The sequence below is a fragment of the Rossellomorea marisflavi genome, from assembly GCF_001274775.1.
GTDB classification, from domain to species: Bacteria; Bacillota; Bacilli; order Bacillales; family Bacillaceae_B; genus Rossellomorea; species Rossellomorea marisflavi.
On the sequence record NZ_LGUE01000004.1, the window covers coordinates 454,476 to 479,687 of the forward strand.

A 25,212-nucleotide genomic window follows, 5' to 3' on the forward strand; every position below is an offset into this window, starting at 1 on the left:
GAATCAACGCGAGATGGTGGAATTCGCCAATAGCTTCAACTAGCTGCGGCCCTGTTTTCAGGGTCTCTTTTAGTGCTCCATCGTTCTCCCCTTCTTCCCCACAAACCGCCCAAACTCCTTCATAAACTCCACCTTCACCGTCCCCACCGGACCGTTACGATTCTTGGCGATCTTGATTTCCACTTCCCTCCCGCTCTTCGTGTCGGTGTGATAGTAGTCATCACGGTAGAGGAACAGGACGACGTCGGCATCCTGCTCGATGTTGCCGGAGTCGCGGAGGTCGGTGAGGCGCGGACGCTTGTCTTCCCTGGATTCGACGCCCCGTGACAGCTGGGAGAGGAGGATGATCGGGATGCCGAATTCCCTGGCCATTCCCTTCAGCTCCTTCGTGATGTACCCGATGGCGAGATCGTGGCGGTCGAACCGTCCTTTCACCGTGATGAGCTGGAGGTAGTCGATGAGGACGAGGAACGGCTTGTCGGGATGCTCCTGTTTCAGGGTGAAGATCTGCTGCCTCATCTCCTGGAGGGTGATCATCCCATTTTGCGACAGCTCGAAGTCCGATTTGTACACGTCGTTAAGGGCTGCATGCATCTTGGGCATTTCGTCGACGGTCAAGTACTTATAAGGGTTATTCCACTTCATCATATTGATGCCCGTAAGGCTTGAGAGCAGGCGCTGCATCACTTGACGCGACGACATTTCCAGGGAAAAGGTGAGGGCGACGCCGTCTTGTTTGATGCACTCCCACGCGAGCTGGATCGCGAACGCGGTCTTCCCCATGGACGGGCGCGCCGCCAGGATGATGAGCTCACCCTCCTTCCAGCCCCCGGTAAGAGCATCGAGGGATTCGAACCCCGTCGCGACACCCGGCAATCCTTCCCGCTCATGATAGAGAGATTCATAGAGCTCCACCATCAATTCCTTCTTCGACTCTTCCTGATGCGTCATATGGGTCTTCATGCTCCCAAGCGCCTTGTACAGATCATGGGCCGATTCCGGCGTGTAGTCCCGGAGGAACTCATGAGCCGAGTCTCGAATGAGTGAAAGCTCATACTGCTTCAGGACGAGAGATTCGAAGTGGGCGACATTCGCCGCCGTCGGGCAATGGGCCGCAAGCTCCAAGAGGAACTGCACCCCGCCGACCTGCTCCACATCTTCCCGCAGCTCGTCCACGAGGGTGACCGGGTTGACATCCAGCCCCTTTTCCTCAACCGCCCGCATGGCGGCGAAGATCCTCCGGTTATGCCATTGACTGAAATGCTTCTCCTCCAAGGTGATGTCCCCGATTACACCCGGCTCCAGTAGCACGGCCCCAAGGATCATGCTTTCTGCCTCAAGGATCTGACGCAGCAGCTTTTCCTCATTCCCAGGGTGGTACTGCTCGATATCCCTTACACTGTTCAATGCGTTCCGCCCCTTCCTTTTCCCATTTCAAGATCATGTCCTTCAGGCGCGTCTCCTCGACAGGCTCTTCGTACAATTCACTGACGCTCGGTAAAAATCGGCTTTCACGAATGTGCACCGTCAGCCTTTGCTGCACCCGGTCATACGTGCATCCCTTCAGCTCTTCCGCCCAAACCTCCAGCATCGACCGCGAAAAGGGCTGATTCGGATAGGCCGCCTGCATCCTCTTCAACACCTTCCCCAGTTCATCACGCGTCATGGTGCGGGACCACATCATCGAACAATTCGTGGAACTTCGCCATCACGGTATCGCCCTTTTCCTTCCGTGACTCCCACACCTTCTCGATGTAGATGGCGCTGTTGATCGCCCCCTTCTCGGCAAATAACGCCTCCATGAACGCCATCAATTCCTCTTCGGATTCCTTTTCACACAGTCGTTCCAGTGCCATGGAGTCAGCAGGTGAAACGCTGAGCCCCTTCCCCCGCTTCAGGATGAAAAAGTCCGTCACCTCCTGCAGCTTACGCGTACTCATCAATCTCTTCACAATCTTCTCTTTCTTTACAATCTTCTTTATGTTTTCACATTCATTTCGCATCCCTTTCACATCCATTTCACGTCCATTTCGCAAAGAAGCCCCCCAATGCTCAGGGGCACGGAGCGTGATGATCAATCCATAGGCAAACGCTTCAGTCGTCAGAATCCCCACCTTCTCCAAGCGCTTGATGGATCGATGGATCCTGGACAGGGAATACACCTCTTTCTTCCGGCCGTCATAAAACCACAGATCCTTTTGGAGCTGCTTCAGCGACGTCACATACTGCCTCGAAGACAGCTCCACTTCCCCCACGCGCAACCCGGCCTTGAACGTCACATGCGTCAGCAGCCAGATGAAGATCCGCATATCCGCCTGATGATGGAACACATTCATCTCCACGATCTCATTGTCAAACTTACTCCAACCTTCCATCTCCACACCACTCCCATTTCAACATATGTATCTACTCTGTATATAGGCTCAACTTGCCGAAATGGGTACGGTGGACGAAAAAAAGCCTTTTCCACGGAAGAAAAGGGTAAGAAGCGGTATTCGATTTCAGCCTGAAAGTTCGTCCTGTACCATAGCCGTCATCCAGATCCGACTTTGTTTAGCACCAACCAAACAGGGAAAAATAGAAGTATTACACCAAAGGAGCCGATCCCCATGACCAAACCAACCATCAAAGCATTCATATTCGACGTCTATGGCACACTCTTCGACGTCCATTCCGTGCAGGATACGTGCAACAAACACTTCCCCGACAAAGGCGAAGCCATCAGTCAATCGTGGAGGAAAAAACAGCTCGATTATTTCTTCCTGAGACAAGTGATGGGCACGTACGAAGACTTCGTCACGGTCACCCGCGAGTCCCTCCGCTATGCCCTCATGGAAAACGGAGCCCAATGGACGACGGAAGCAGAAAACGAATTGATCGACGCCTACACGCACCTCACCCACTACTCTGAAGTCGAGGGCGTCCTCCAAGAGCTGAAGGACAAGGAGCTCGTGATCCTGTCGAACGGCACACAGCACATGCTCGATAGCCTGATCGAAAACGCCGGTCTCGCTCACCATTTCGACTCGGTCCTGAGCGTCGATGACGTCAAGCAGTTTAAGCCCGCACCCGCCGCCTACACCCATGCCCTCAAGGAGCTCGACGTGAAACGCGAGGAAGTGCTCTTCATGTCCTCCAACGGCTGGGACATCTCCGGCGCCAAGAACTTCGGCTTCCACACCGCCTGGATCAACCGCGGCCATGCCCCGACAGAACAGCTCGGACTAGAGCCGGATGCGGAGTATGACGATTTAACAGGCATTCTTGAGTGGAAATAAGTAAAAGGATCCGATGCTGCTATCGGATCCTTTTTATGCGTTACAGGAAAACAGATACAATTCATTACCGTCTTACTTTACAACCTCGCTATGATCCAATTCCATAATCATCCCTTACTCCCTGCATCAACTCACACTCAACATATAAACCAATAAAAACCCAATCGCGTATGCCAGCACCACACTGAGAACAGAAGCAATCATCAGGGCTCCCCCCATCTTCCGGTCCCTGAAGTGATGCCAGAGGATAAACCCAGCCACCAGTGCAACCAGCGCAAGCACCATGGACGCCAACAACATGGCCGCAACCGCAGCCACCCAGCCTACAATCGTCGTGAATGTCTTTCCTCCTGTTTCGTTCATGCGTTGACCCCTCTTTCGGATTTTTCTTTTAACCTATACCTATGCGTACAGTCCGCCCATTTCCCGGATTCAGAAGAAAAATAATGAAGATCGCAGCTTTTCCTAAGGATTATTTTCATGCAATTAGTGTGTGAGGAGCGCAACCAAGACGGGAAATAATAATGCGTGGATGTACGATATCAATATCCTTTTATTTGTAACTAGTTTCTTGTACATGTTTAAATGTCCATCTTCATAAAAGACCTTCAACATAACATGTTTTTCTTTTACAGGCATGTAGATATCACACATGCCAAAGACAATCATCACCATAAGAATGGCGACTTCAAGCTTGGGTTCAAAAAGGACGATTCCACTATAGATCGTGACTGACATAATCGAAATGATTACCGGGATGATTACATATGCCGTTACTTTATTCCACTTGGACAGGACATCTAATTTTGTCTCCGAATTCAAGTCAGCACCTTCTATTCTCTAAAGCTATGGTTGGACTTTATGATCGTCTCGGAATCATTAACTAACAGGATACTTTGTAAAAGTATGACAGGTTCCATACCATCTTCCCTTACGTTCTTCCCTCAATGCATGTTTATCGCAAAAAAAGCTGTAATGGCCGTGACCATACAATATTTCATCAAAGTTCCTTTATATTTCTTGAGCCTCTCTTTTAAACGTAAGTCTCCATCGGTCCCATACACATTCATACATTCATCCTTATCAAAAATGGGTTGATACAACACACAGTAAAGAAAAGGTGTCGCAATCAGGGCCAAAACGCTCTGGCCGTGGATATCTCCAAATGAGTAGACCAGATAAGGGATGCCCGCCCCTGCTGACATGATCATCGGCACGAGTACGAAGGCCAGGAATTTGTTGCGAATGGTCATATTTTCAGTTGATGATCCGTTACTCACCCTATCACCTTCCCCTCTTTCACTTGCTAGAGCGTTAGATCCATCTACGCCCACACCACCTATAGCACTCTACCAATCAACCAAGGCACCAGATTGATGCTGATCACGCCCCACACCGTGACGGCAGCAATCCACCAGATCATAAATCGGGTCGAAGGGTGCTTCTTTCTCTTCCGGATGACAACCAGGGTGATGAGTCCAAGTGGAATCAAGATGGTGACTAACCATGTGACCATATCATGCACGCTCCCCTCTGTTTCATATACCCAAACTTTACCATGTAACTGGAAGAAAATGAAGGGAAAAGGGGCGGCATCCTTCTGAATGAAGATTTGAATCCTCCCCCCAAGAAGCTTATAATGAGGTGGAATTTGGAACGGTAAACAAGATCCGGAAAGGTTTAGATAGGATGAAACAGACAGTGTTAATCGCAGAGGATGAAGAGATCCTCCGGGAAATCAGTAAGAATTATTTTGTGAATGAAGGGTATGAGGTGCTGGAAGCCGGCGACGGAGAGGAGGCGCTGGAGCTCTTCGGGTGCCACTCCGTTGATCTGATCGTATTGGATATCATGATGCCCCGCCGTGACGGTTGGGACGTGTGCCGGCAGATCCGGGAGCAGTCGTCGGTGCCGATCATCATCCTGACGGCACGGTCCGATGAGGAGGATACGATCCTAGGATTCGAGCTCGGGGCGGATGATTATGTGACGAAGCCCTACAGCCCGAAGATCCTCTTGGCGCGTGCCAAGCGCCTCCTCCAGCAGCGCACCCAGCCTGCTACAAAGGACGATGACGCCTTGACGACGGGCGGTCTGCAGGTGAACCTCGGGGCGCGCACGGTGAAGGTGGCAGGTGAAGAGGTCTCCCTCACCCATACGGAGTTCGAAATCCTGTCATACCTCATGCTCAATGAGAACATGGTCATCTCCCGGGAGCAGCTGATCATCAAGATCTGGGGCTATGAATACCAAGGGGATGAGCGGTCCCTAAATACCCACATCCGGAACCTGCGCTCGAAGCTCGGGGCATGCGCCGGGATGATCAAGACGATCGTACGGGCCGGTTACAAGTTTGAGGGACTGGTATGAAGAGCCGCCTCTTCCTCAAGCTCTTCTTCCTGACCCTTGCCCTGTGCATGCTGATGGTCGGGGGAATCTACATCGGCCAGACGCTTTTCTTCGATGAGTATTATGAATCGAGCAAGATCGGCGAGCTCTCCGATTCCATGGATGAGTTCCAGAAGGAATACCTGAAGCTCGACGACGGGGAACGGGCGAACCATGAGCTGGAACGCAGCTTCCATCAGGAGACGAATGCCTGGATCACCGTCCTCGATGAAAAGGGCTATGTGAAGACCCTTGAAGACTACACCCTCACGATCACGGGTGGATTCGTCGAGGAAGGCGGCATCGTGGCCAATATGGACCAGGAGTACACGATCCCCCTGGCCTATCTCGAAAACTCGCTATCTGATACGTCGATCCTCGAAGCCCTTGAAAACTACCGGGATCACGTCCTTGAGGTCAAGGCGATTGCAAAAGGCGACGAGCTGTATCCTTACGAAATGGTCGTGGATAAAGAACATCACCTGAACAACCGGGAGAGCCCCTTCGAGATCTTCGACGGCGGGATCGACAGCTACATGGACTATATGCGGAACCGGGTCCTCGACGAAAGGATCGATCACACACGGGACCAATCCCTCAAGAAGAAGATCCTGTACGGGAAGGTCGATGCCACCCAGACACCTGAACAATACCCGTTCCAGATGAACCCGGTTTTATCGAATCGCGTGTTCCTGGAGCAGGTCAAAGCATTTCAGGCCGATCTGCTCCTCCGCCCGGGTCACGATCCCGTCGAGTCCTCCCCGAAGAGCTATGAGCGGAATGGCGTCTCCTATAAGATCCTCGTAGACAAGAAGCTGGATGAAGACGGGAAACCCCTTTATTTCATCTCGATGACGTCTCTCCAGCCGATTGATGAGGCGATGGAAATGCTGAAGGATTATTACATCTACGTGATCATCGGAGCGGTCATCCTGGCCCTCCTCGGATCTTTCTATTATTCGAAAAAGATCACACAACCCTTGGTGAACATCAACAAGACGGCAAAGGACATGGCCAACCTTCAGTTCGAGCAGCGCATCCCGATCAAGACCTCCGATGAGATCGGCGAGCTGTCGGAGAGCATCAACAATCTATCCGACAACCTCCACCGCCATATCAACCAGCTGCAGCATGAGATCCAAAAGGAAAAGCAGCTCGAACATACGCGCAAGAACTTCATCGCCGGTGTGTCCCATGAACTGAAGACGCCCCTCAGCATCATCCAGAGCTGCACGGCGATCTTACAGGACGGCCTTGCCAAGGACCGCACGGATCACTATTTTGAAGCCATCAACCGGGAAGTGAGCCGGATGGACCGGCTCATCGTCGACATGCTCGAGCTCGCCAAGTACGAGTCCGGCACCTTCCAGCTCCAACCGGATGCGTTCCCCGTCAAAGAGGCGATCCAAAACGTGTTCAACCAGCTCATGATGAAGATCCAGGAGAAAGATCTCCAGATTCACATGGACGTGGCAGACGTCACCGTGCTCGCCGATCAGCACCGCATCGAGCAGGTGCTCAGCAACCTCCTGTCAAACGCCATCAAGCACACACCGGCAGCAGGACAAGTGACCATCGAAGCCCATCCCGAAGGCGGCCACGTGCGGATCAGCATCATCAACGAAGGCGAGCCCATCGAAGAAACCCAGCTAAAGAGGATCTGGGACCAGTTCTATCAAGAGAAGAAAGCCGGACGTGCCAAAGACGGCACCGGCCTCGGACTCGCCATCGCAAAGAACATCCTGAAGCTCCATGACGCAGAGTATTACGCTCAGAACACGGACCGCGGCGTTTGTTTTTCGTTTACGTTGAAACAGATGTAGCTGCCAAACCTTTGCTCTGTTGCGTACAAATAGCTCTCCTCCAAGGGGTTGTAATCTAAATGATTTATTTGTAAATAAACTGATACAAAAGGATGAATCATGTGTTACAATCTTTTGGGAGGTGCGTAAGTATGAAAAAATTCTTAGTAGTCGTACTTGTTGCCCTGCTCTTGGGAGCTTGTGGCGCAACGGAAACGAAGGAACCAAAGTCTGTCGATTCCAGTGAAAAATCCGAGAACGAAACCAATAAGGAAGAAACCAAAAAGGAAGAGCCTAAGAAGCTTAACCAGGAAATCGCTGACACAGAAAACATCAAAGCAACCTTGATTTCTGTGGAAAAGAAAAAAGACGATGTGTTTGGTGATACCATTGAGGTCATGTTCGAGGTTGAAAATAAACGTGATGATACCATCGAAATTCAAGCAAGGGAAGTTTCCGCTGACGGCAAGATGGTCGATGAGGGAATGCTCAGCATGAGCCAAGAAATTTCAGGTGGCAAGAAAGCCGATGCTATCCTTACCATTCAAAGCTATGACGAAGGAAAAGAGATTCCTGAGCTAAAAGAAAATCTCGAAATGATCCTTTACGCTTTTTCATGGGATAACATGGACTTTGAAGAAGAGCACAATGTAAAAATAGACTTCTAACATAGAAGGAGGACGACTTAAAAAAGTCTCCTCCTTTTTTATTGCAGTAAATCAGGTGTTCCATAACTACGCTCGTTCGTTTTATTCAATTCATCCCCCCTTTCCACCTCTATCTCCGAATTTTCGCTCTCTATCCATTCAATGTTTATATGTATCCACTCTACACTCCAAGGTTTTATACCAATCTTCACCTCATCTTTATCTCACAGCGATAAAGTATGGAGTGATGCGGATACGCGCATATGAGCTTTTCAAGAGTCGTGAACGACCAAATATAGAATGAATTTCACACATGAAAGGTGGATACACAGTGAAGCGTACAGTCAGACGAAAACGAATCAGAAAAAGAAGGGTCGGCCTTCTCCTCATCGTCGCCCTCCTCCTCGCCTTCGGGATCAAAGGGTACATCTTCGCCAATGGGAAGCCGTCCCTCCATAAGACCAGCGCCGAGGAGGAAACGGAATTCAACGGATCGGACGAGCAGGTCGACAACACCAATGTACTCATCCTCGGGAGCGACGCACGCGGGGACGAGCGGGCACGGGCCGATACGATCATGATCGCCAACTACTCCTCGAACACGAAGGAGCCGAAGATCGTCTCAATCATGCGGGACACCTACGTCCATATCCCCGAGCACGGCTATAATAAAATCAACGCCGCGTATGCTTTCGGTGGCCCTGAACTCATGAGGCAGACGATCGAGGAAAACTTCGGCATCCCCATCCACTCTTATGCCGAAGTCAACTTCAACTCGTTTGAGGAGATTGTCGACGCCGTCGCACCGGACGGGATCGAAGTGACGCCGACGTATGAAATGACTCAAGACAAAAAAGCCCTCGGCGTCCAGCTGACCGAAGGCACACAAAAACTCCACGGCAAGGAGCTTCTCGCCTACAGCCGCTTCCGCCATGACGGGAACGGCGACTACGGACGCGTCGAACGCCAACAGGAAGTCTTCGGCAAGCTGAAGGAAGAAGTAAGCAGCTTCTCCACCATCACCAAACTGCCGAAGATCGTTCGCATCGCCTACAACTCCGTCGACACCAACGTCCCTTACCGCACCCTCCTCTCGGTCGGAACCGATGTGGTGCGCGGCAAGACCAAGGACGTGGAAACCATGCGCCTCCCGATGGATAATACCTACCATAACACCCGTTATGATGTCGGCGCCGTCTTGGAATTTGATGAAGGCGGGTTGGAAGAGAATGCGGCTGAAGTGCAGGCGTTTTTGGAAGAATCGTGATGGGGCAAAAATAGGTGATATGAAGAAGACCCAGAGTTGATGGCTCTGGGTCTTATATGCTTCCATTAATAAAGGTAGCCCAATAAATCTAAACATCCATTTTCCCACGTCACATTTCCGATTTCCTTCATCATCAGTTCATTCATGACTTCCATTCCCAAACCTAAAGATTTATGATTTTCATTATCTATTTTGAGCCATGTACATTCGTTCATTACGGATCGGTATCCATTCTTTAAATACAAACCCTTATCATCTGCAAATAAAAGTAAGAAATCAATTGATTTATCTTCACTGAATTTTTCAATTTCTGAAAGCAACAAAGAGCCTAATCCATTTGAGCGGTATTCCTTTTTGACACATAGATCAATGACTCCAAGAACGTTTACAGGATGGCCATTTAGATTCATCACTCGATAATCCAGTCCCACTTGAGCAACAAGCATATTGTCATCATTCAAAACCAAGTATCTAAAATGAGGCAATTGCTTAAAATAAATTCTTTCCTTCGGATTATCCTCTCCAAAACTCTCCAACAGTAAGTCTTGAATACTTCTTCTTACCGCATCATCAAGCTCATACTCGTGTACTCTTTTGATTATCAACTTTTTTCACCTGTCCTACATTAATCCGTTTAATCCTATATCTCATTGAGCGCAAGGAGACTTATACGATACGGGAATAGTACGCGACATCGGCAACCCTGCCCAGCAAATTCGATTCGGGCAACACCGCTACCAACGTAAATCCTAGTTTTTCGATTAACTTCTTTGACTGCACATTTTCATGATCGATCGTAGCCGATAGGCGTTTAAGATGTAATGTGCTTCTACAATGCTCGATGACCGCGGACACCGCTTCATGCGCAAACCCGCATCCCCAATGCTCCCTCATGAAGCGATAGCCGATTTCGCCAAGATACCCTTCTGCTATAGTCGGAATCATGACATCCCCGATGAATTCATCTGTCTCTTTTAGTGCCACCGTCCATTTTGTTTCAGTACGATTTCTGATCATTTCTATCATGCCTTGTTCATCACGAGGGGGATTGATTCCGAGGTATTTTCTTACTTCCTCATGGTTAAACATTTGAAGCATGTTAGGGATGTCTTTTTCAGCTCTCGGACGTAAAACCAATCGATCTGTTTGGATGATCGGCGCTTCTTTTTTTGTCATGATGGATTCCTGCTTTCGTGCATTGTGTAAATAAAAATGGTCACATTGTCTATATGCTGCAATGTTGAGATCCCTGTTCTTCTGATGCTACTTAACTGTTCAGGGGTGTGTAGCGTGGATAGGCTTTTATACAGGTAGAGGCAACCATTAGCCTTTTTCAAATATCTCTTGTTTATTTTCCACTATTCTGGCTACTTTCATTTTGACACGTGGAACTCCATCTTTTTGATAATAATCATTTAATATAGGCTCTACTTCATAGTTGTCTGTACAAAGGATCTTAGGAGAAAATTGCTCAACATACATGTCGCCATAACCTTTAACACAGTTCGCCATTGTATCCAGTGCAATTAAACTTAAAGGTCTTCCTTTGTTCAGCCACGTTTTCATTCTCTCCCAGGTTGGGAAGCATACGGCTGCCAGCCTTCCCCAATTATCGTTAAAACTCATGGAAGTTGACTCAATCCAATCAAGTACATTACTTGAACGGAAGCGGTGTAAGCAGGTAAAAGCCGCTATTGGCAATTCTTTTTCACCTACCAGTTTCAATTTCCCAAAGATATTACTCAATCCCTTTTCGGATGGCAAACTACTGGCTGTCGCCCAAGAAATCGGGTAAAGTAAATCTTCCTCATAATTCTCCCAAAGTTCTCTTACCCACCCTGAAGCAGAAGCACCTAAAACATCAGCTACAATTTCCAACATTCTCGATTTCACTTCGTAATTTCCGGTTACATAAAATCTAGATTTCACTGAACTCAAAGTCTTTTCGATATCGTGTTTTTTAAGGGCATTTATTACATCATCCTCAAGAAACCATTTGGTGATCGAAAAGTCTAATAAAGACTCCAAATTATCTCGAACCTCTCGTAATGTGGGTGCTTTATCTTTTTTTGTTACAACTATATCTTCTTCTGGTTGGAAAGCCTCTCCGTTCTCTTCATAAAAATCATCATGCAATGAAAATTTATTAGGGGAATGAACAACCGCTAAGTTGTACCATTCAATAGGTCGTAATGAATATTTCACTAACCTTTCGTGACATTGATTGCATAATTTATAAGGTTGACTAGGGTCATCAGATGTTTCTACAACGTTAATCTCGTTTCTTTTACAGGCTTCACACAAATCAGTTATCGCCACTGACACCACTCCCTTTTATTGCATATATATTAATGCCCACCCCAAAAACGATACTCATAAAGATCAAAGTCCATTTCATGCTCCAGAAAACGTTGAAAAAACCCCTTCTCTTCACGTGGAATCTCAAAGGAGCCAGTCACCGGATGCGCTGCTGACAGGAGGAAGATACTTCGGCACTCATCCAGGGGGATGCAGGTCACGTCCTCTTTCCCCACGAGGATCTTGGACTCACTGTCAAGATCATTCCATCCAATCTCCCAGATGGCGTCTTCTTCGGAAATCCCATACGGAGATGGCTCCGATTCCACAAAAAGGCCATGGGTGGCAGACCATTCGATGGCCGATGGACAGTTCACGTGGGAGCCAATATACATATAGTAATCCGTCCCCAAATGGATGAAGAAACGATCCTCATACAGCTGGCACCAGATGAAATCCCGTAACACCATCTTCATGATCAAGCGCAGGGCACCCAGGTCGACCAAGGAATCTTCCTTCAGCACAACGCCTTCAAATTCACTCTCATATAAGAAAGATGCCCGATCCTCTTCTGTTATGCTCCCTTCCAACCCCAGAACACGCACGGATTGGATGCCGTTCTCCTCCATAAATGCAATGGCAGAATCAATATAAGCCTCCTCTACCCGTAGATAGTCATCGAGCGTCAATTCGTTCCCATCAAAGGTCTCCCCTATATCAGAAGGTGAAGTCCACTCCTCTATCAAGGTGTAGTGGCCATGCTCATCCCTGAACCTTGGATCGTACTTCGTGACACGCCACTGGTACTGTATGTGTTTCACGATCCGACTCCTCCATTATTTCTGTCATGTGCGTATCTTTCCTTCACTATACCATATATTTTTCCAATATTATCAAATCAATTGTAGTATAATGGAAACAAGATCCATTTGCGGTAAGGCAGATCAACAGGGGGTATGTATGAATAAGAAAAAGGTGATTCGGATTGTCTCGGTTCTCTCTCTAGGGACCGTTCTACTAACGTTATGGGCTGTTTTTTCTTACAAAGAATCTGATAAATTTGGTGGATTTCCTGTCCCTCAATTGGCGAAGAAAACAGTGAGTAGGGAGGACTTTGAATCGTTCACATGGGCTGGTACTTCTGAAGCTAAGGAGGATGGGCTTCCTTTCCTTTACCGTTCGCATATCAAAGCGGGAGGATGGAAAAAAACGTTTACAGAAGGGACTCTGACGACGTATCAAAAAGGTGAACATAAAATTGATGTGATCGCACAAACAGGCTATCTTTCCATAAACGTTAGTAGAGAGTAGTCGTGTATTCTGCATGAACCAATCCCTTAATAATAAGGTGGTTGGTCCTTTTTCATTTCGAGACATTCTTTCATCACCAATTTTAAAAATCCAAAAGAAGTCTGAATCTTTACAAAAAACCTCTTGTAAACCTCTCACTCCCTCCCCTATCATGGCAGTAGTGGCACCTTAATCCAGTATGCGCATCGTGCCGATGTTCATATAAAAAACTACATACAGGAGGCTCTCCATGCTCAAGAAAACCATGTTGTTTGTCGTTGCCCTTGTCCTTTCCTTCTCCCTGTTCCTGCCGTCCGCGTTTGCCACTCCGCCTGTCACGCCGTCGAAAGCGACGTCCCAGTCCCAGCTGAACGGACTCACGGTGAAGAGCGAGGGGGCGATGACCGGCTACTCCCGGGACAAGTTCCCCCACTGGATCAGCCAGGGCGGCGGATGTGATACCCGCCAGGTCGTCCTGAAGCGCGATGCCGATTCGTACAGTGGCAACTGCCCGGTGACGTCGGGCAGCTGGTACAGCTATTATGACGGCGTCACGTTCACCGATCCTTCCGACCTCGACATCGACCACATCGTCCCACTAGCTGAAGCATGGCGCTCCGGTGCCAGCAGCTGGTCCACCGCCCAGCGCGAAGCATTCGCCAATGATCTGAGCGGCTCCCAGCTCATCGCTGTCTCCGCAAGCAGCAACCGCTCCAAGGGCGACCAGGACCCATCCACCTGGCAGCCGCCCCGTGCCGGTGCGAAATGTGGCTACGCCAAATGGTGGATCAGCACCAAGTCCAAATGGAACCTGAGCCTGCAATCGTCCGAGAAGACCGCCCTTCAAGGGATGCTGAATAGCTGCGTATACTGATAGACTAAAAGAAAAACGGACGATCCTCATCGGGATCGTCCGTTTCAAACAGGAGGCCAAACCATGGAAACCAAATCAAGCACGTTCAACGCAAGCCATGGCGTCATGACCGAAGAAGTCGGCGTCATCAGCGGGGAGCTTGAGCTCGTCACCACCTGCGATGAAGATGGCATCCTCTCCCTCAAGATCACCTATGTGGGTGCAGAAGAATGGTACACCCTGCCCGGTGAGGAGTATCGGCTGTTTGATGCCCGGGATCATGAGGTGGTTCATGGGATGCTGGTGAAGGTCCTGGAAAGAAGCTGAGTTTCTACTAAAATATAATCAATGCCAAAGACGCTTGGAATCCCAAGCGTCTTTGTCTTTTCTATCTCCTACTGAAATAGGGACCAAGCCAATCGGTCTCATGCGTGAGCACGAACGTCCAACGGAACTGTTTATCTACGACATAGACGTCGCGGCCCACTTCACTTGATAAGTCCTTCACATCAAAACCCGACGCATTCTCAAGAAGCAGGGCGTCCTCCGTGTCCTGAAAGAAGATGAAACACTTCTGTTTCTGTTGATCCCTGAAGGCACCTTCCGCCATTTCACCTTCCAGACATGTCCTCTTCTTGTAGCTGAACAGATGCCACAGATATCCACCAAATCCATCCTGGTCAGACAAATAGATCGACTGTTTCTCCTTTTCGCTGAGGTGACCGGCAAAATGGGTTTCCCATTCTTTCTTCAAGTACGCTCCCCATCCAGGGATGTCCCGTACCTTGATGTTTTTTTCTTTTAATCGATCGATCAGATTCATTGCAACCCTCCATGAACTCCTCAGCGCGTTAGAGCCTATCACGCTTCTCTTCCGTACCCTCGACCTCTCAAAATCGTGGCAACGGCTATCCTGTCCTGCATGCAAGAGAAGGCATTCTTTTTGGCCAAGCCAATCAGCTTATCATCGGAGAATTGGTCATAATACTCGATGCGAGCTCCTACTTTTTCCTTATGTTCATCAAGCTTGTCGCGAAGACCAGAGAGAAAGGATTTCAGTTTGAATTTCCATGGAGAAACCTCTGCAAGTTCCAAGGCATACTCACTCATGATGACATGGGTCACATCGAGGCCGACGATTCTCGTAGAGCCTGGATAATCCGTCACCTTCAGATTCATGATGATACCCTCTTCCACAATGATGCGTATCGCTTCCTTAAGCGCTCCGTAGTCATGCTTAAATTCTTTCTCGAACAAGGGGGCGATGATCGGCTCCCCTTGCTGATGGTACATTTCTGCTGGAAACCACGGATCTTCAGGGGTTTCGATGGCCCGGTATATGTTCACCTTGTGGACGATGGTATAAATGAGTGCGTCAATGTTCATGATTACTTTTTCCCTGAGGGAGTATTCCTAGACTGACCGGCGTCGCTCCTCTTCGCCCTCCATCTTCCATCATTGTTCTTTGAACGGACCTGACCCTTCGTCGGTCCACTTTTTACAATCGGTCCTTTGGTTTCTTTTGGACTTGGCATATTCCTCATTCTCCTCTATTATTCGTTTACTTTATTTTAACGAATTGCTAGTGATAGGTAAATCGAAACATGACATAAGACTCCCTGAAGAGAAAATAACGTAATACCTAAACAAAAAAACTTCCCAGAGAATCGGACCAACCATCCACTCTCCAGGAAGCTTTTTCTTCATCTTATTTCACGTAATTCACAAACATCTCCACCGTTTCAGGATCAGTATGGTTGAAGAACAGCGACTCCTTCTGATCAAGCTCGGCAATCTTCTCCATATCCTTTTTGGACAGTTCAAAGTCGAACACGTCGAAGTTCTGGATCATGCGCTCTTTGGTGACGGTCTTCGGAATGACGACGACGTCGCGCTGGATCAGGTAGCGGAGGGCTACTTGGGCAGGGGTTTTGCCGTATGGTTGGCCGACTGCCTGGAGCGTTTCGTTGGTGAAGAAGTCGTTCTTTCCTTCGGCAAATGGTCCCCATGATTCGATCTGGGTACCGTATTTCTTCATGATTTCCTGTGGTTTTTGCTGTTGGTTGAAGACGTGGGTCTCCACTTGGTTGACCATTGGGGTGATCTCACTGAATTCGGCGATGTCGATGAAGCGGTCCGGGTAGAAGTTACTCACGCCGATCGCTTTCAGCTTGCCGGCCTTGTAGTATTCCTCCATGGCGCGGTAGGTGCCGTAGTAGTCGTTGAACGGCTGATGGATCAGCAACAGATCGATGTAATCCGTCTGCAGCAGGCGAAGGGATTCCTCGATGGATGCCTTTGCCTTCTCGTAGCCCGCGTTCAAGATCCACACCTTGGTGGTGAGGAAGAACTCTTCCCGCGGCAGTCCGCTTTTCTTCACGGCATTGCCGACGGCCTCTTCATTTCCGTACGCCTGGGCCGTGTCGATGGAGCGATACCCCACTTCGAGCGCCTCGCTCACGACGCGCTCGCATTCTTCAAGATCCCTTACTTGATACACGCCGAAACCTAAGATCGGCATCTCGACTCCGTTGGATAATGTCACATTCTTCATGGTTGATTCCTCCTATATGTGGTTGATCACTTTCATTCTAATCCCTTCGAGTTACTCGAAGGCAAGCCCCAACCCTATCATTTACAAATCAAATACGATGGGCTATCCTTACGTTACCACCTTCGAGTAACACGAAGGCAAATCGTATGCATATGGAGTGATCATGTTGCTGACCGTCAAAGAAGTATCCAGGCTCCTGGATCTCACCGAGCACACCATCCGCTTCTACACCGACAAGGGCCTCGTCCCGAGCCTGAAGCGCGATGAACATAACAAGCGCCTCTTCGATGAAGAGTCCATCAGCTGGCTCACCGGCATCAAATACCTGAAGCAGTGCGGCATGAGCGTCGAAGACATCAAAGCCTACGTCGACCTCTGCCTGGAAGGGCACGACACCATCGAAGAGCGCTATGCCATCATCGAGAAGAAGCGCGCCATCGCCCATGAACAGCTGAAGGAAGCCCGGGAACGGGTCGACTTCATGGAGGAGAAAGCCCGGCACTACCATGAGATCCTGACAAAAAAGATCCCTGACGATACGAATCCGGGCAAGTGGCATAGGGAAGTTCAGTCGAACTAGAAACGAGCTTGTCCCTCAAGAGGGCAAGCTCGTTTTTAATAATACTATTTTGTTTTTTTCGAAATGTTTATTAGTTTTGTCTTATATAGCGACCATGGACTTCTTTCACCTTGATTATGTGTATAGAGGGTTTTATACCCAGATCCATTACTTCTAAATATTCCTATGGATGGAAATAGTGTATGGTATCCTCTCATTTTTGTAGTCCCATCTCGATAGATTTCAGATCGAAATTCGTATTCTACATTGGGAGAAGCTATATAATATGGGTTATTTGCTTTGTGCTTGAAATTGATATCTACCATAGATTTTGTTTTTTTCGTTACTCCAAAATAAACGTTATTGCCTGAAGCAGTTTTTGAATCTTTAAATTTGTATGTTCCGTTGGAGTTTTTTGTATACCGCTTAGTAGCTCCTACACCCTTTGTTTGAGTAGTACTTCTATCACTCCATTTTATCTTTGCCGTTAAGGTAGTTCTAGTGCTACCCGAATCAGTAATAGATTTTCTCTTATCAGTTGCAAAATAATATTTAGAAGTTCCTGGTCCTTTTAAGTATCCACTAGCAAACTTCTTAGAGTTCAATATCATAGTATTAATTTTAATCCAAGTATTAGCAGGAAGTGTTGCCATTGTAGAAAACTCACTAGATTTCGTTAAATCTTCTAATTCCATATCTTCATAGGTTGGTGGTAAAGTTTTTATGGGCGTTGTAGTTTCAACAAAGTCAAAGGGTTCTCTTTCAAGATCATCATATAAAGTTCCTATATCTTCAGTATACTCTTCCTCATCTTGAACTTGTTCTTCATCAAATTCATCCGCCTCTCGATTTTCTTGCTCTTGTGCTTTTTCAAGGTAGAGTGCAATTTCTTCCTTAATTTCTTTAATCCTATCTTCCGTCATCCTTACTCTAGTTCCAATAGTAAATTCATAAGAAGAATTTTCTTTAAGGTTTTCACTTAAGTAAAGGTTTTCAGTAGAAGTAGATACTTCTTCCCCATCTTTATAAATAGTATACTCTTCTGCGTTTTCAATTACTGGCCAGTTTAAGACTACACTATTTTCATTTGCTAGAGCATCAACACCGACATCGCCATACTCGTCATCTTCAATAGGAGTAAAAGCCTTCACATATGCTTTATCTATAACTCGGTTCTTATTATCTATTGCAGCAATATAATATTCATTTAAACTGCCTTCTTCTAAATCTGTTTGAAGAAAAACAGAATCTTCTCCAAGATAGATAATCCTATCTTCATATACGATCCCATACTTAATAGCATTTGATACTTTGTTCCATTCAATCGAAATCGAATTAGGTGATTTTTTTATATTAAACTCTTGCAAATTAAACTTTGAATTATTTGCTTCAGCCCTATCGCTTCCCCAACTCAATCCTGTTGTCATAAAAATTAAAAACGCAATTAATGTTACAAAAAGTATTTTTTTCAAATTAATTCCTCCCTTTCCTAAAATTATAACATATATCCTTGCTAAAAATTACAAATTTTATTAAAAATGTATTTAAACACCTTTATTTACTCATAAAAAAACTCTTACGCACTTTCCGTAAGAGTTAGATATTCTATGATTCACTGCTATTATGAGATCTTCATTCTAAAGAAAATAACAATTAAAGTTATGGAAATAATAAATGTTATCAATGGGAAAAGTATTGGAAATCCTACCGAAGGATACCCTTGAGTTAATTGAGTATGGTAACCAATTGCTTCACTACTGGCACCAGAATAGTTTATTACTTTCACTAATTCGGGATTTTTTCTTAATTTATTTATTGAATCTATTCTTGTAATTAAAACTTCCCCTTCTTTATCAATACTAATTAGTTCCCATGAGTTAGTTGATATTTTTTGAACTATTACTAATTCTTCAGTGGAATCCTTATTATTTGTTTTAAGCGAAACACCTATATTACCGTACCTTAAAGTAACGGAATCACTTAAATTAATATCCTTCTGAAATGTATTATATACCTTGTTATTAATCGATAGGCGCACTTTATTACTATCACCAAAATACTCCTTAAGTAAAACTTCATTAGAATAAAATCTATACGTGCGTTCATAGCTATTATTATCTTGATTTGTTAGTTCTTTAATGTACTCAGTGTAGTTATTGACAGTATTTTTTTTACCCCCTTTTGTAATAAATATATGTGATGCTGATAAATTAGGAATTTCTCGGTATGGTGGAGAATCTACAACCTCGTATAGCTTATTTATAGAATAAGCTTCTTCTCCACTTCCTTCTACAAATTCCAATGATTTAATTGAAAATTCATTATTTATTTTTCTTTCAGTAATAAACTCCCTCGCCATTAACCAAATAGTAAAAGATGATGAGAGAAATAAAATCACCCCAATTATTAAAAAAATATACTTACCATTCATAATGCACAACCTTCCCTAAAAATTCCTTAAATGTAGTTTAAAACCATGAACTATAAACATCTTACACTATTTTTGTTACTTTTTATAATTTCAAAACTCCTAATTTCTTTATCTTTATGATTTTCATTTCATATATGCACATTTAAGTGAAAGCATTCAGCATAGTTCTCATTATGTATAGTATCCTTAATATATTATGAACATTAATGACTTTCTCTGTTCATTAAATTTTCATATATATAAAAACACTTTCAAAAATGCACTTACACATTTTTGAAAGTGTTAGATACTTTTATATATGCTTTAATAACCTAATACCCCCAGGATAGATTTGAATCTAATTAGAAAAATTTAAATGTATTTATAAGAGATTCGTACCACTCATCCGACACAGGCTCCAACCATTCAGGTGTCCCTGCCGTGATGGCCACATGGGAGAACCAGCTGTCCTTCGTCGCCCCGTGCCAGTGCTTGACACCGTCATGGGTGACAATCACATCACCCGTTTTCAGGCATTGAGCTTCCTTTCCTTCTTCTTGGTACCAGCCTTCTCCTCCGGTGACGAGGAGGATTTGATAGCCGCCCCGGTGGATGTGCCAGTTGTTCCGGCATCCCGGTTCGAACGTGACGTTCCCGACGCCGACATTCACTTCGGGATCGGCGACCAGGCCTTTCAGGTAGCTCTGCCCGACAAAATACTGGGCATACCCATCATTCTTCTCTCCAATGGGGAAGACGCCCCCGTTTTTCAACACGTCATGCTTTGCCATAGGGCAACTCCCTCCTTACTTTTTATTGAATACCGGGAAGAAATCATGCTCCCCGTAGCTCTCGAGGCTTTCCACGCGCTTCAAGGCGTCCATGTCACGGTCGCTGATGACAAAATCAAGGTCCGCATTGTTCTTCATATGATCCGGGTTCGCCGTCTTCGGAATGACCACCATCCCGAGCTGGAGGTCATAGCGCAGGCAGAGCTGAGCCACACTCACCCCGTAGCCGTCGGCGATTGCCTTCACTTCGCTGTGGTCGAGGACCGCACCGTGGGCAATCGGGGAATAAGCTTCCACGAGGATTCCGTTCTCCTGACAGAACTCGATGAGCTCCGTCGGCGTGTGGCTGACGTGTGCGAGGATCTGATTGACCATCGGCTTGACCTTGGCATGGGCCAGGATGTTCTCCACATCATCCTGAAGGAAGTTCGACAGGCCGATTGCCTTCACCTTCCCTGCTTCATACGCATCTTCAAGCGCCCTCCATACGTCCACGTTTTCCTCGAAATACCGCTGCTCTTCACGGAACTCCGCCCAAGGCTGTGGACTGTGGACAATCATGAGGTCGATATAGTCCATCCCGAGCTTATTCAGGGATTCATCGATGGAAGCGGAAACCGCTTCATACGATTTCGCTTCCCCCGCCACCTTCGAGGTGATGAAGAGCTCTTCCCGCGCCACACCGCTCAGGCGGACTCCTTCACCGACGCCCGCTTCATTCTCATACGCCTGGGCCGTGTCGATATGACGGTATCCGATGGCAATCGCATCCTGCACCGCTTGTGACGCCTGCTCGTCATCCAAGAGCCACGTGCCGAGACCGAGCTTCGGAATCTCAATGCCGTTTGATAATCTGCTTGTTTCGTTGAACATGTGATCGTCTCCTTTTTAGTCATATCATCTATTGGTCCAACCATTCTCTAACATCCACATGCGAAATCGCATATTGCTACGATACCGCACATCTGTGTATAATATAAAACGACTCGGCCCGTTCTTCAATGATCAAACCCCCTTGATCTGTGCGTTTTCGCACGAATGTGGCCACATTGTACGACATCAGAAAAGGAGTCACCCATATGACCAAGATCGACCGCAGGGTCCAGAAAACACAGGACGCCATCAAACACGCCTTCATCTGGCTCATGGCGGAGAAAGGCTTCGACCACCTTACCATCCAGGACATCTCCGACCGCGCCAACGTCGGCCGCAGGACCATCTATGATCACTACCTCGACAAATTCGATATCCTGGACCGCCTCATCGACGAGCACATCCATGAGCTCCGTGTCCTTTGCCGGGGCGCCGCCGACCTCAGCTTCGAGGAAGGAAACCTGATCTGGTTCGAGTACTTCCAGCAGAACGAGGCCTTCTTCACCACCATCCTCTCAAGCAAAGGAGCCCCGACCTTCCGCACAAGCTTCCTCACCTTCGTCATCGAGGAACTCAAAGCGGACGTCGTTACGACCACGGGATTGAACGAAGGTTTGAGCCGTGAAATCGTCCTGCGATTCTTCGGGGCGGCCATCGTCGAGATTGTGGAAGCATGGATCACCGGGGGACTTACGGAACCTGCCGAGGTGGTGGCGAGGCAGATGGGGAGTTTGTTGGACCGGAATCTCTAAGGAAACACGTCAAAAAGGCTGCCACTCGGCAGCCTTTTTCCTTATTGATACATCCTTAACGCTTCTTCTAGAAACCCTTTATATTTCTCCACGTACTGTTCTGGTTCCACGATCCTCACCTTATTGCCAAACCCGGCCAAAAACTGATAGGCAAAGTGATTCTCAGGCAGTTCCATCGTGGCTTCATATGTCCTTCCACGAGCGTGCACGACGGACTGCTTTCCAAACCGCTCAATGAATTGATCTCTGACACTAATATCGATTTCGGCTTTCACCATCATAGACATCATCGGTGGCTGTTCCATGCCATTTCCTGCAGAAGGTTGGGGCCGTGGTGTAAACGAGCCCTTTATCTTGAGATCCGTCATCCTTGTCACCTTGAACGTCCGGTGATCCTCACGCTCCATACTGTACCCGGCCACATACCATTTCATCTCATGGAGCTTCAGGTGATAAGGCTCCACGGTTCGGCGGCTGATGGCCCCTTTCTGATCCACATAATCAAATTTAATTAGCCAGTGGTTTTTAATGGCGTCCATCAGAGTGGATAATTCCTCGTTCAATCCGCTCTGACCCACCCTATCAGAAAAGGTCATGAAGAGGGTGGGGGTAAGATCGAGATGACTCATCCCCTTGATCTTCCCGATCGTTTGTTGAACCCCTTCATTCGATGACAGCTGGCCGAATCCATCCAAGGCCACGACGATATGCTCAATGTCCCTGTGGGTCAACAACCGCTTATCAAATTTATATTCCCCCATCAATCCGTATCCGCCCTCCCGACCGTGCGTGGCATAGACCGGTATATTCGCATAGGTCAGCGTATCCATATCGCGCTGGATTGTTCGCTTCGTGACCCCGAAAAGCCGACTCAGCTCAGTGGCAGATACCCGCTCCCTCTGCAGAAGCAACATCACAATCGAAATCAATCGCTCAATTTTTTGCATAACGTCCTCCCAATGGCGACATACAGTTGTCACCTTTCCCTCATTATACTACCGATAGACCCATAAAGGAGGCAACACACAATGAAATCAATCGTTTATCTTCAATTCAACGGCCAGGCACAAGAAGCACTCACATTTTACGAAAAAGCCCTGCAGGGAAAGGTCCAACAAGTGACCTTTGGCGCAATCCCTCAAGAACCCCCGCTCCCGGCCGAAGAACAAACCATGATCATGGAGTCGCTACTCGACTTCTCTGGAAACACCATCATGATCTCCGACGTTCTTCCGTCCATGCAAGCAGTCACGGGTCCCATCACTCCCGGAAGCAATGTGATCATCAGCCTGATCGACGGCGATCCTGATCTGAACCAAACGTATTTCGACCATCTGTCTCAAGGAGGGACCATCATCATGCCCCTCTCGTCCGTTCCGTGGTCATCAAGCTTCGGCATGGTGAAGGACCGATTCGGCGTGGTATGGAAATTCAACAGTGACGCGAGTACATTTTTGAACCAGCTGGTTTGATTACCATCCCTCACTCCACTTCCAGTATCACAAGTGGGGTGGTTTTTTATTTTAACCCGGGTAATATTGACGACACCATTTTATCCGGGTATAATACACTATAGTAAAGGAGTTGGAAAACATGACGAAAACCTACACCGCATTTTCAGGCGTCAAAAACGTTGCTAGTGGGCCACTGGATCAAGTCGTCTCCACCATCAAAGATCAACTGGACAGCGACGATTGGCCCCAGGTCCTCATCTTTGACGATGCCACCGGCAGACAGATCGATGTTGATTATCACGGTCCGATCAATCCAAAGGCAGAATCAGGAGAACAGACGGAAGCAGCCCAGCCACGACGAGTCGGCCGTCCTAAGCTCGGCGTCGTTTCCGGCGAAGTGACCCTCCTCCCCCGTCACTGGGAATGGCTCAAGAGTCAGCCCGGCGGCGCATCCGTCACCCTTCGGAAGCTCGTCGAAGATGCCCGACGCGGAGGAGCGCAGCAGGCCAAAGCATCCCAGGAAGCCACCTACCACTTCATGACCTCCATGGCCGGGAACTTCCCTCATTACGAAGAAGCGCTGCGCGAGCTCTATGCAGGAAATCAGTCGGCGTTTCACCAGCATATAGAGGACTGGGCCGTTGATGTGAAGAAGTATATGAAGGAGCTCTCCAGTACGGCATTCACTGAGGAGTGACTCACATTTGGAGGTACTCATATGAACAGACCCTTCACCCTGGACTGCGGTAACATCCTGTTAAGAGAATTTCAACCATAGGACGCAGAATCCATCTACCACTTGACGTCCCAGCCGGAGGTCTATGAATTCCTGCCCGACTGGCGTTCCACAAGAGAGCAGCGCCTGGACTGGCTGACGAATTACGAAGTCCCCGATAACGAGGCATTCCTCTCCTCCCTCCCCACCATCGGTAACGGGTGGCTCAAGCTTGGAATCATTGAAAAAGAGACGGGTGCCTTCATCGGCTTCTGCAATACAGGGATCAAGGAGGAACTCCCCGAACCCAACAGGGAAATTGCCTTTGCCATCTCCAAGCACCACCGGAATAAAGGCTACACGACTACGGCCGTAAAAGGACTCATCGCCTTCCTGGTTGAACAGACCGATGTGAAGCAGGTGAATGCGGTGGTCCTGCCCCGGAATCATGCTTCGAGAAGGGTCATTGAGAAAAGTGGCTTCAGGTTTTGTGGGAGCATGGAGATTGATGGCGAGATGCATGGTCATTATGTATTGTCTACGTGATATGGGTATGGCACATAGAAACGCCTACCATAATAAGGGAATATTTGTTCTGATTTAAAGGACGTATTCATTCATTTACTGGAGGTCCCTATGAAAAACAACACATCACTCGCACTCGCTGCTTCCCTCATCGCATTGATCGGCTTTCCGGCACTCTTTCTCGTCCTCTCCCTGATCACAGGGCAATGGATGTTTCTTGCCTGGAGCATCGCGCCATCTCTGGTTGCCGGGCTGACCGGACTGATGCTGACGCGGAATCAGATCAAGAAGGAACAGCGCACCGCGTAACCCAAAACAAGCCCAGAAGCATGGCCTCTGGGCTTGTTTTGCTTATAATCAGGAATACTCCCCCACCAGTCGGGTATAGATTCATCAAACACCTAGTATTCCTGGTCCTATCCATCATCGGTAAGCATGACATGACATACATACTCCTGTGGAGCGGCGGTATTATATTGGGATTCTTCCTTATGTATCTAGTGGGTAGGAAAAATCGAAAGAGTAGCAGTTAGGTAACAACGCCTTACATTCTCTAATTAGGAAGGTGATCCGAATCAAAACAGCCTCAATCGTCCTGCATGTCCTCTTCATCATGACCCTTCTCTTTCAGCTGGGCGCCGTCCTGATCACCTCTTCAACCTTCGACGACCTGACCGTTCCCATCCACTTTTCTATTGATGGCACCGCTGATAACTTCAGAACCAAAGAAGCGGATTCCTATGCACACTAAGAAGC

The 25,212-nt window shown here is 47.5% G+C and carries 34 protein-coding genes; 15 read left to right on the forward strand and 19 right to left on the reverse strand.

Translation table 11 applies throughout. From position 1 onward, the window contains the following. Positions 1 to 69: 69 nt before the first annotated feature. From AF331_RS12325 to AF331_RS12335, 3 genes are read right to left on the reverse strand one after another with little or no spacing between them, the layout of a single operon-like run. Positions 70 to 1,407 (reverse strand): replicative DNA helicase, encoded by a 1,338-nt coding sequence (locus AF331_RS12325; protein WP_053428402.1) that lies wholly within the window; start codon positions 1,405 to 1,407, stop codon positions 70 to 72. Further along, positions 1,364 to 1,666 carry a replicative helicase loader/inhibitor gene (locus tag AF331_RS12330; protein ID WP_053428403.1) on the reverse strand — a complete coding sequence of 101 codons (303 nt, stop codon included), beginning with the start codon at positions 1,664 to 1,666 and terminating at the stop codon, positions 1,364 to 1,366. Before AF331_RS12330 ends, AF331_RS12325 begins: the two co-directional genes overlap by 44 nt. Further along, positions 1,656 to 2,375 carry a hypothetical protein gene (locus AF331_RS12335; protein ID WP_053428404.1) on the reverse strand — a complete coding sequence of 240 codons (720 nt, stop codon included), beginning with the start codon at positions 2,373 to 2,375 and terminating at the stop codon, positions 1,656 to 1,658. The genes AF331_RS12330 and AF331_RS12335 overlap by 11 nt, the downstream gene beginning before the upstream one ends. 234 nt (positions 2,376 to 2,609) lie before the next feature. On the opposite strand from AF331_RS12335, the gene AF331_RS12340 reads away from it, so the two are divergent. Beyond that, entirely contained in the window at positions 2,610 to 3,278 is a 669-nt protein-coding gene (locus AF331_RS12340; protein WP_053428405.1) for a haloacid dehalogenase type II, read from the forward strand. 126 nt (positions 3,279 to 3,404) lie between these two features. Here AF331_RS12340 and AF331_RS12345 read toward each other — a convergent pair whose 3' ends face one another. The 4 genes from AF331_RS12345 to AF331_RS22420 all read right to left on the reverse strand — a co-directional run bounded on the left by AF331_RS12345 (position 3,405) and on the right by AF331_RS22420 (position 4,794). Next, positions 3,405 to 3,641: a hypothetical protein gene (locus tag AF331_RS12345; protein ID WP_053428406.1), complete on the reverse strand. Its 237-nt coding sequence runs from the start codon at positions 3,639 to 3,641 to the stop codon at positions 3,405 to 3,407. A gap of 123 nt (positions 3,642 to 3,764) precedes the next feature. Beyond that, positions 3,765 to 4,100, reverse strand: coding sequence for a hypothetical protein (locus AF331_RS12350; RefSeq protein WP_053428407.1), 336 nt, complete (start codon positions 4,098 to 4,100; stop codon positions 3,765 to 3,767). A gap of 122 nt (positions 4,101 to 4,222) precedes the next feature. After that, entirely contained in the window at positions 4,223 to 4,558 is a 336-nt protein-coding gene (locus AF331_RS12355) for a hypothetical protein (RefSeq protein WP_053428408.1), read from the reverse strand. A 59-nt stretch (positions 4,559 to 4,617) separates the two neighbouring features. Beyond that, entirely contained in the window at positions 4,618 to 4,794 is a 177-nt protein-coding gene (locus AF331_RS22420; protein ID WP_160316531.1) for a hypothetical protein, read from the reverse strand. 173 nt (positions 4,795 to 4,967) lie between these two features. Here AF331_RS22420 and AF331_RS12360 point away from each other — a divergent pair, with 173 nt between their 5' ends. The 4 genes from AF331_RS12360 to AF331_RS12375 all read left to right on the forward strand — a co-directional run bounded on the left by AF331_RS12360 (position 4,968) and on the right by AF331_RS12375 (position 9,382). Further along, positions 4,968 to 5,648 (forward strand): response regulator transcription factor, encoded by a 681-nt coding sequence (locus AF331_RS12360; protein WP_053428953.1) that lies wholly within the window; start codon positions 4,968 to 4,970, stop codon positions 5,646 to 5,648. Then, positions 5,645 to 7,489 carry a sensor histidine kinase gene (locus AF331_RS12365; protein WP_053428409.1) on the forward strand — a complete coding sequence of 615 codons (1,845 nt, stop codon included), beginning with the start codon at positions 5,645 to 5,647 and terminating at the stop codon, positions 7,487 to 7,489. Before AF331_RS12360 ends, AF331_RS12365 begins: the two co-directional genes overlap by 4 nt. 101 nt (positions 7,490 to 7,590) lie before the next feature. Next, positions 7,591 to 8,136 carry a hypothetical protein gene (locus AF331_RS12370; RefSeq protein ID WP_160316532.1) on the forward strand — a complete coding sequence of 182 codons (546 nt, stop codon included), beginning with the start codon at positions 7,591 to 7,593 and terminating at the stop codon, positions 8,134 to 8,136. 310 nt (positions 8,137 to 8,446) lie between these two features. Continuing rightward, positions 8,447 to 9,382 carry an LCP family protein gene (locus AF331_RS12375; protein WP_053428411.1) on the forward strand — a complete coding sequence of 312 codons (936 nt, stop codon included), beginning with the start codon at positions 8,447 to 8,449 and terminating at the stop codon, positions 9,380 to 9,382. 65 nt (positions 9,383 to 9,447) lie between these two features. On the opposite strand, the gene AF331_RS12380 is transcribed toward AF331_RS12375, so the two are convergent. From AF331_RS12380 to AF331_RS12395, 4 genes are all read right to left on the reverse strand, one after another. Beyond that, positions 9,448 to 9,987, reverse strand: a complete 540-nt coding sequence (locus AF331_RS12380; protein ID WP_053428412.1) for a GNAT family N-acetyltransferase — start codon at positions 9,985 to 9,987, stop codon at positions 9,448 to 9,450. A 61-nt stretch (positions 9,988 to 10,048) separates the two neighbouring features. Further along, a complete protein-coding gene (locus AF331_RS12385) occupies positions 10,049 to 10,558 on the reverse strand; it encodes a GNAT family N-acetyltransferase (RefSeq protein ID WP_053428413.1) in 510 nt (169 codons plus the stop codon). Between the two features lie 147 nt (positions 10,559 to 10,705). Continuing rightward, complete coding sequence (locus AF331_RS12390) at positions 10,706 to 11,701, reverse strand: hypothetical protein (RefSeq protein WP_053428414.1); 996 nt, start codon at positions 11,699 to 11,701, stop codon at positions 10,706 to 10,708. Between the two features lie 29 nt (positions 11,702 to 11,730). Then, positions 11,731 to 12,501: a DUF7683 domain-containing protein gene (locus AF331_RS12395; RefSeq protein ID WP_053428415.1), complete on the reverse strand. Its 771-nt coding sequence runs from the start codon at positions 12,499 to 12,501 to the stop codon at positions 11,731 to 11,733. Between the two features lie 139 nt (positions 12,502 to 12,640). On the opposite strand from AF331_RS12395, the gene AF331_RS12400 reads away from it, so the two are divergent. From AF331_RS12400 to AF331_RS12410, 3 genes are all read left to right on the forward strand, one after another. Continuing rightward, a complete protein-coding gene (locus tag AF331_RS12400; protein ID WP_053428416.1) occupies positions 12,641 to 12,991 on the forward strand; it encodes a hypothetical protein in 351 nt (116 codons plus the stop codon). 229 nt (positions 12,992 to 13,220) lie between these two features. Continuing rightward, the gene (locus AF331_RS12405; protein ID WP_053428417.1) at positions 13,221 to 13,844 is read left to right on the forward strand and encodes an HNH endonuclease family protein; all 624 of its coding nucleotides are present in this window, start codon (positions 13,221 to 13,223) and stop codon (positions 13,842 to 13,844) included. Between the two features lie 63 nt (positions 13,845 to 13,907). Beyond that, the gene (locus AF331_RS12410; protein ID WP_053428418.1) at positions 13,908 to 14,150 is read left to right on the forward strand and encodes a hypothetical protein; all 243 of its coding nucleotides are present in this window, start codon (positions 13,908 to 13,910) and stop codon (positions 14,148 to 14,150) included. 61 nt (positions 14,151 to 14,211) lie between these two features. Here AF331_RS12410 and AF331_RS12415 read toward each other — a convergent pair whose 3' ends face one another. The 3 genes from AF331_RS12415 to AF331_RS12425 form a co-directional block, all read right to left on the reverse strand. Next, positions 14,212 to 14,646, reverse strand: coding sequence for a DUF4275 family protein (locus AF331_RS12415; protein WP_053428419.1), 435 nt, complete (start codon positions 14,644 to 14,646; stop codon positions 14,212 to 14,214). A gap of 38 nt (positions 14,647 to 14,684) precedes the next feature. After that, a complete protein-coding gene (locus tag AF331_RS12420; RefSeq protein WP_053428420.1) occupies positions 14,685 to 15,209 on the reverse strand; it encodes a hypothetical protein in 525 nt (174 codons plus the stop codon). 322 nt (positions 15,210 to 15,531) lie between these two features. Next, a complete protein-coding gene (locus AF331_RS12425) occupies positions 15,532 to 16,377 on the reverse strand; it encodes an aldo/keto reductase (RefSeq protein WP_053428421.1) in 846 nt (281 codons plus the stop codon). A 166-nt stretch (positions 16,378 to 16,543) separates the two neighbouring features. Between AF331_RS12425 and AF331_RS12430 the strand changes: the two genes are divergently transcribed. Further along, the gene (locus AF331_RS12430; protein ID WP_053428422.1) at positions 16,544 to 16,957 is read left to right on the forward strand and encodes a MerR family transcriptional regulator; all 414 of its coding nucleotides are present in this window, start codon (positions 16,544 to 16,546) and stop codon (positions 16,955 to 16,957) included. Between the two features lie 44 nt (positions 16,958 to 17,001). On the opposite strand, the gene AF331_RS12435 is transcribed toward AF331_RS12430, so the two are convergent. The 4 genes from AF331_RS12435 to AF331_RS12450 all read right to left on the reverse strand — a co-directional run bounded on the left by AF331_RS12435 (position 17,002) and on the right by AF331_RS12450 (position 21,010). Continuing rightward, on the reverse strand, positions 17,002 to 18,408 hold the full coding sequence (locus tag AF331_RS12435; RefSeq protein ID WP_053428423.1) for a DUF3238 domain-containing protein: 1,407 nt from the start codon (positions 18,406 to 18,408) through the stop codon (positions 17,002 to 17,004). Positions 18,409 to 18,557: 149 nt separating this feature from the next. Further along, on the reverse strand, positions 18,558 to 19,367 hold the full coding sequence (locus AF331_RS12440; RefSeq protein WP_053428424.1) for a hypothetical protein: 810 nt from the start codon (positions 19,365 to 19,367) through the stop codon (positions 18,558 to 18,560). A 341-nt stretch (positions 19,368 to 19,708) separates the two neighbouring features. Further along, complete coding sequence (locus AF331_RS12445; protein ID WP_053428425.1) at positions 19,709 to 20,137, reverse strand: cupin domain-containing protein; 429 nt, start codon at positions 20,135 to 20,137, stop codon at positions 19,709 to 19,711. A gap of 15 nt (positions 20,138 to 20,152) precedes the next feature. After that, positions 20,153 to 21,010 (reverse strand): aldo/keto reductase, encoded by an 858-nt coding sequence (locus AF331_RS12450; RefSeq protein WP_053428426.1) that lies wholly within the window; start codon positions 21,008 to 21,010, stop codon positions 20,153 to 20,155. 206 nt (positions 21,011 to 21,216) lie between these two features. Between AF331_RS12450 and AF331_RS12455 the strand changes: the two genes are divergently transcribed. Next, positions 21,217 to 21,762 (forward strand): TetR/AcrR family transcriptional regulator, encoded by a 546-nt coding sequence (locus AF331_RS12455; RefSeq protein ID WP_053428427.1) that lies wholly within the window; start codon positions 21,217 to 21,219, stop codon positions 21,760 to 21,762. A gap of 41 nt (positions 21,763 to 21,803) precedes the next feature. On the opposite strand, the gene AF331_RS12460 is transcribed toward AF331_RS12455, so the two are convergent. Continuing rightward, positions 21,804 to 22,709: a helix-turn-helix transcriptional regulator gene (locus tag AF331_RS12460; RefSeq protein ID WP_053428428.1), complete on the reverse strand. Its 906-nt coding sequence runs from the start codon at positions 22,707 to 22,709 to the stop codon at positions 21,804 to 21,806. A gap of 81 nt (positions 22,710 to 22,790) precedes the next feature. On the opposite strand from AF331_RS12460, the gene AF331_RS12465 reads away from it, so the two are divergent. The 5 genes from AF331_RS12465 (at position 22,791) to AF331_RS12485 (ending at position 25,207) form a co-directional block, all read left to right on the forward strand. Next, entirely contained in the window at positions 22,791 to 23,234 is a 444-nt protein-coding gene (locus AF331_RS12465; RefSeq protein WP_053428429.1) for a VOC family protein, read from the forward strand. A 121-nt stretch (positions 23,235 to 23,355) separates the two neighbouring features. Then, positions 23,356 to 23,913, forward strand: coding sequence for a DUF2239 family protein (locus AF331_RS12470; protein WP_053428430.1), 558 nt, complete (start codon positions 23,356 to 23,358; stop codon positions 23,911 to 23,913). Between the two features lie 93 nt (positions 23,914 to 24,006). Then, entirely contained in the window at positions 24,007 to 24,477 is a 471-nt protein-coding gene (locus tag AF331_RS12475; RefSeq protein WP_327205419.1) for a GNAT family N-acetyltransferase, read from the forward strand. 90 nt (positions 24,478 to 24,567) lie between these two features. Further along, entirely contained in the window at positions 24,568 to 24,765 is a 198-nt protein-coding gene (locus AF331_RS12480; protein WP_053428431.1) for a hypothetical protein, read from the forward strand. A gap of 256 nt (positions 24,766 to 25,021) precedes the next feature. Further along, the gene (locus AF331_RS12485; protein WP_053428432.1) at positions 25,022 to 25,207 is read left to right on the forward strand and encodes a hypothetical protein; all 186 of its coding nucleotides are present in this window, start codon (positions 25,022 to 25,024) and stop codon (positions 25,205 to 25,207) included. Positions 25,208 to 25,212: the final 5 nt, after the last annotated feature.

Excerpts from the sequence above, each read along its gene's own strand:
- AF331_RS12330 (WP_053428403.1), bottom strand. The coding sequence starts at position 1,666 with ATGACGCGTGATGAACTGGGGAAGGTGTTGAAGAGGATGCAGGCGGCC.
- AF331_RS12335 (WP_053428404.1), bottom strand. The coding sequence starts at position 2,375 with ATGGAAGGTTGGAGTAAGTTTGACAATGAGATCGTGGAGATGAATGTG.
- AF331_RS12340 (WP_053428405.1), top strand. The coding sequence starts at position 2,610 with ATGACCAAACCAACCATCAAAGCATTCATATTCGACGTCTATGGCACA.
- AF331_RS12345 (WP_053428406.1), bottom strand. The coding sequence starts at position 3,641 with ATGAACGAAACAGGAGGAAAGACATTCACGACGATTGTAGGCTGGGTG.
- AF331_RS22420 (WP_160316531.1), bottom strand. The coding sequence starts at position 4,794 with ATGGTCACATGGTTAGTCACCATCTTGATTCCACTTGGACTCATCACC.
- AF331_RS12360 (WP_053428953.1), top strand. The coding sequence starts at position 4,968 with ATGAAACAGACAGTGTTAATCGCAGAGGATGAAGAGATCCTCCGGGAA.
- AF331_RS12365 (WP_053428409.1), top strand. The coding sequence starts at position 5,645 with ATGAAGAGCCGCCTCTTCCTCAAGCTCTTCTTCCTGACCCTTGCCCTG.
- AF331_RS12385 (WP_053428413.1), bottom strand. The coding sequence starts at position 10,558 with ATGACAAAAAAAGAAGCGCCGATCATCCAAACAGATCGATTGGTTTTA.
- AF331_RS12400 (WP_053428416.1), top strand. The coding sequence starts at position 12,641 with ATGAATAAGAAAAAGGTGATTCGGATTGTCTCGGTTCTCTCTCTAGGG.
- AF331_RS12405 (WP_053428417.1), top strand. The coding sequence starts at position 13,221 with ATGCTCAAGAAAACCATGTTGTTTGTCGTTGCCCTTGTCCTTTCCTTC.
- AF331_RS12410 (WP_053428418.1), top strand. The coding sequence starts at position 13,908 with ATGGAAACCAAATCAAGCACGTTCAACGCAAGCCATGGCGTCATGACC.
- AF331_RS12415 (WP_053428419.1), bottom strand. The coding sequence starts at position 14,646 with ATGAATCTGATCGATCGATTAAAAGAAAAAAACATCAAGGTACGGGAC.
- AF331_RS12420 (WP_053428420.1), bottom strand. The coding sequence starts at position 15,209 with ATGAACATTGACGCACTCATTTATACCATCGTCCACAAGGTGAACATA.
- AF331_RS12425 (WP_053428421.1), bottom strand. The coding sequence starts at position 16,377 with ATGAAGAATGTGACATTATCCAACGGAGTCGAGATGCCGATCTTAGGT.
- AF331_RS12440 (WP_053428424.1), bottom strand. The coding sequence starts at position 19,367 with ATGAATGGTAAGTATATTTTTTTAATAATTGGGGTGATTTTATTTCTC.
- AF331_RS12445 (WP_053428425.1), bottom strand. The coding sequence starts at position 20,137 with ATGGCAAAGCATGACGTGTTGAAAAACGGGGGCGTCTTCCCCATTGGA.
- AF331_RS12450 (WP_053428426.1), bottom strand. The coding sequence starts at position 21,010 with ATGTTCAACGAAACAAGCAGATTATCAAACGGCATTGAGATTCCGAAG.
- AF331_RS12455 (WP_053428427.1), top strand. The coding sequence starts at position 21,217 with ATGACCAAGATCGACCGCAGGGTCCAGAAAACACAGGACGCCATCAAA.
- AF331_RS12460 (WP_053428428.1), bottom strand. The coding sequence starts at position 22,709 with ATGCAAAAAATTGAGCGATTGATTTCGATTGTGATGTTGCTTCTGCAG.
- AF331_RS12465 (WP_053428429.1), top strand. The coding sequence starts at position 22,791 with ATGAAATCAATCGTTTATCTTCAATTCAACGGCCAGGCACAAGAAGCA.
- AF331_RS12470 (WP_053428430.1), top strand. The coding sequence starts at position 23,356 with ATGACGAAAACCTACACCGCATTTTCAGGCGTCAAAAACGTTGCTAGT.
- AF331_RS12480 (WP_053428431.1), top strand. The coding sequence starts at position 24,568 with ATGAAAAACAACACATCACTCGCACTCGCTGCTTCCCTCATCGCATTG.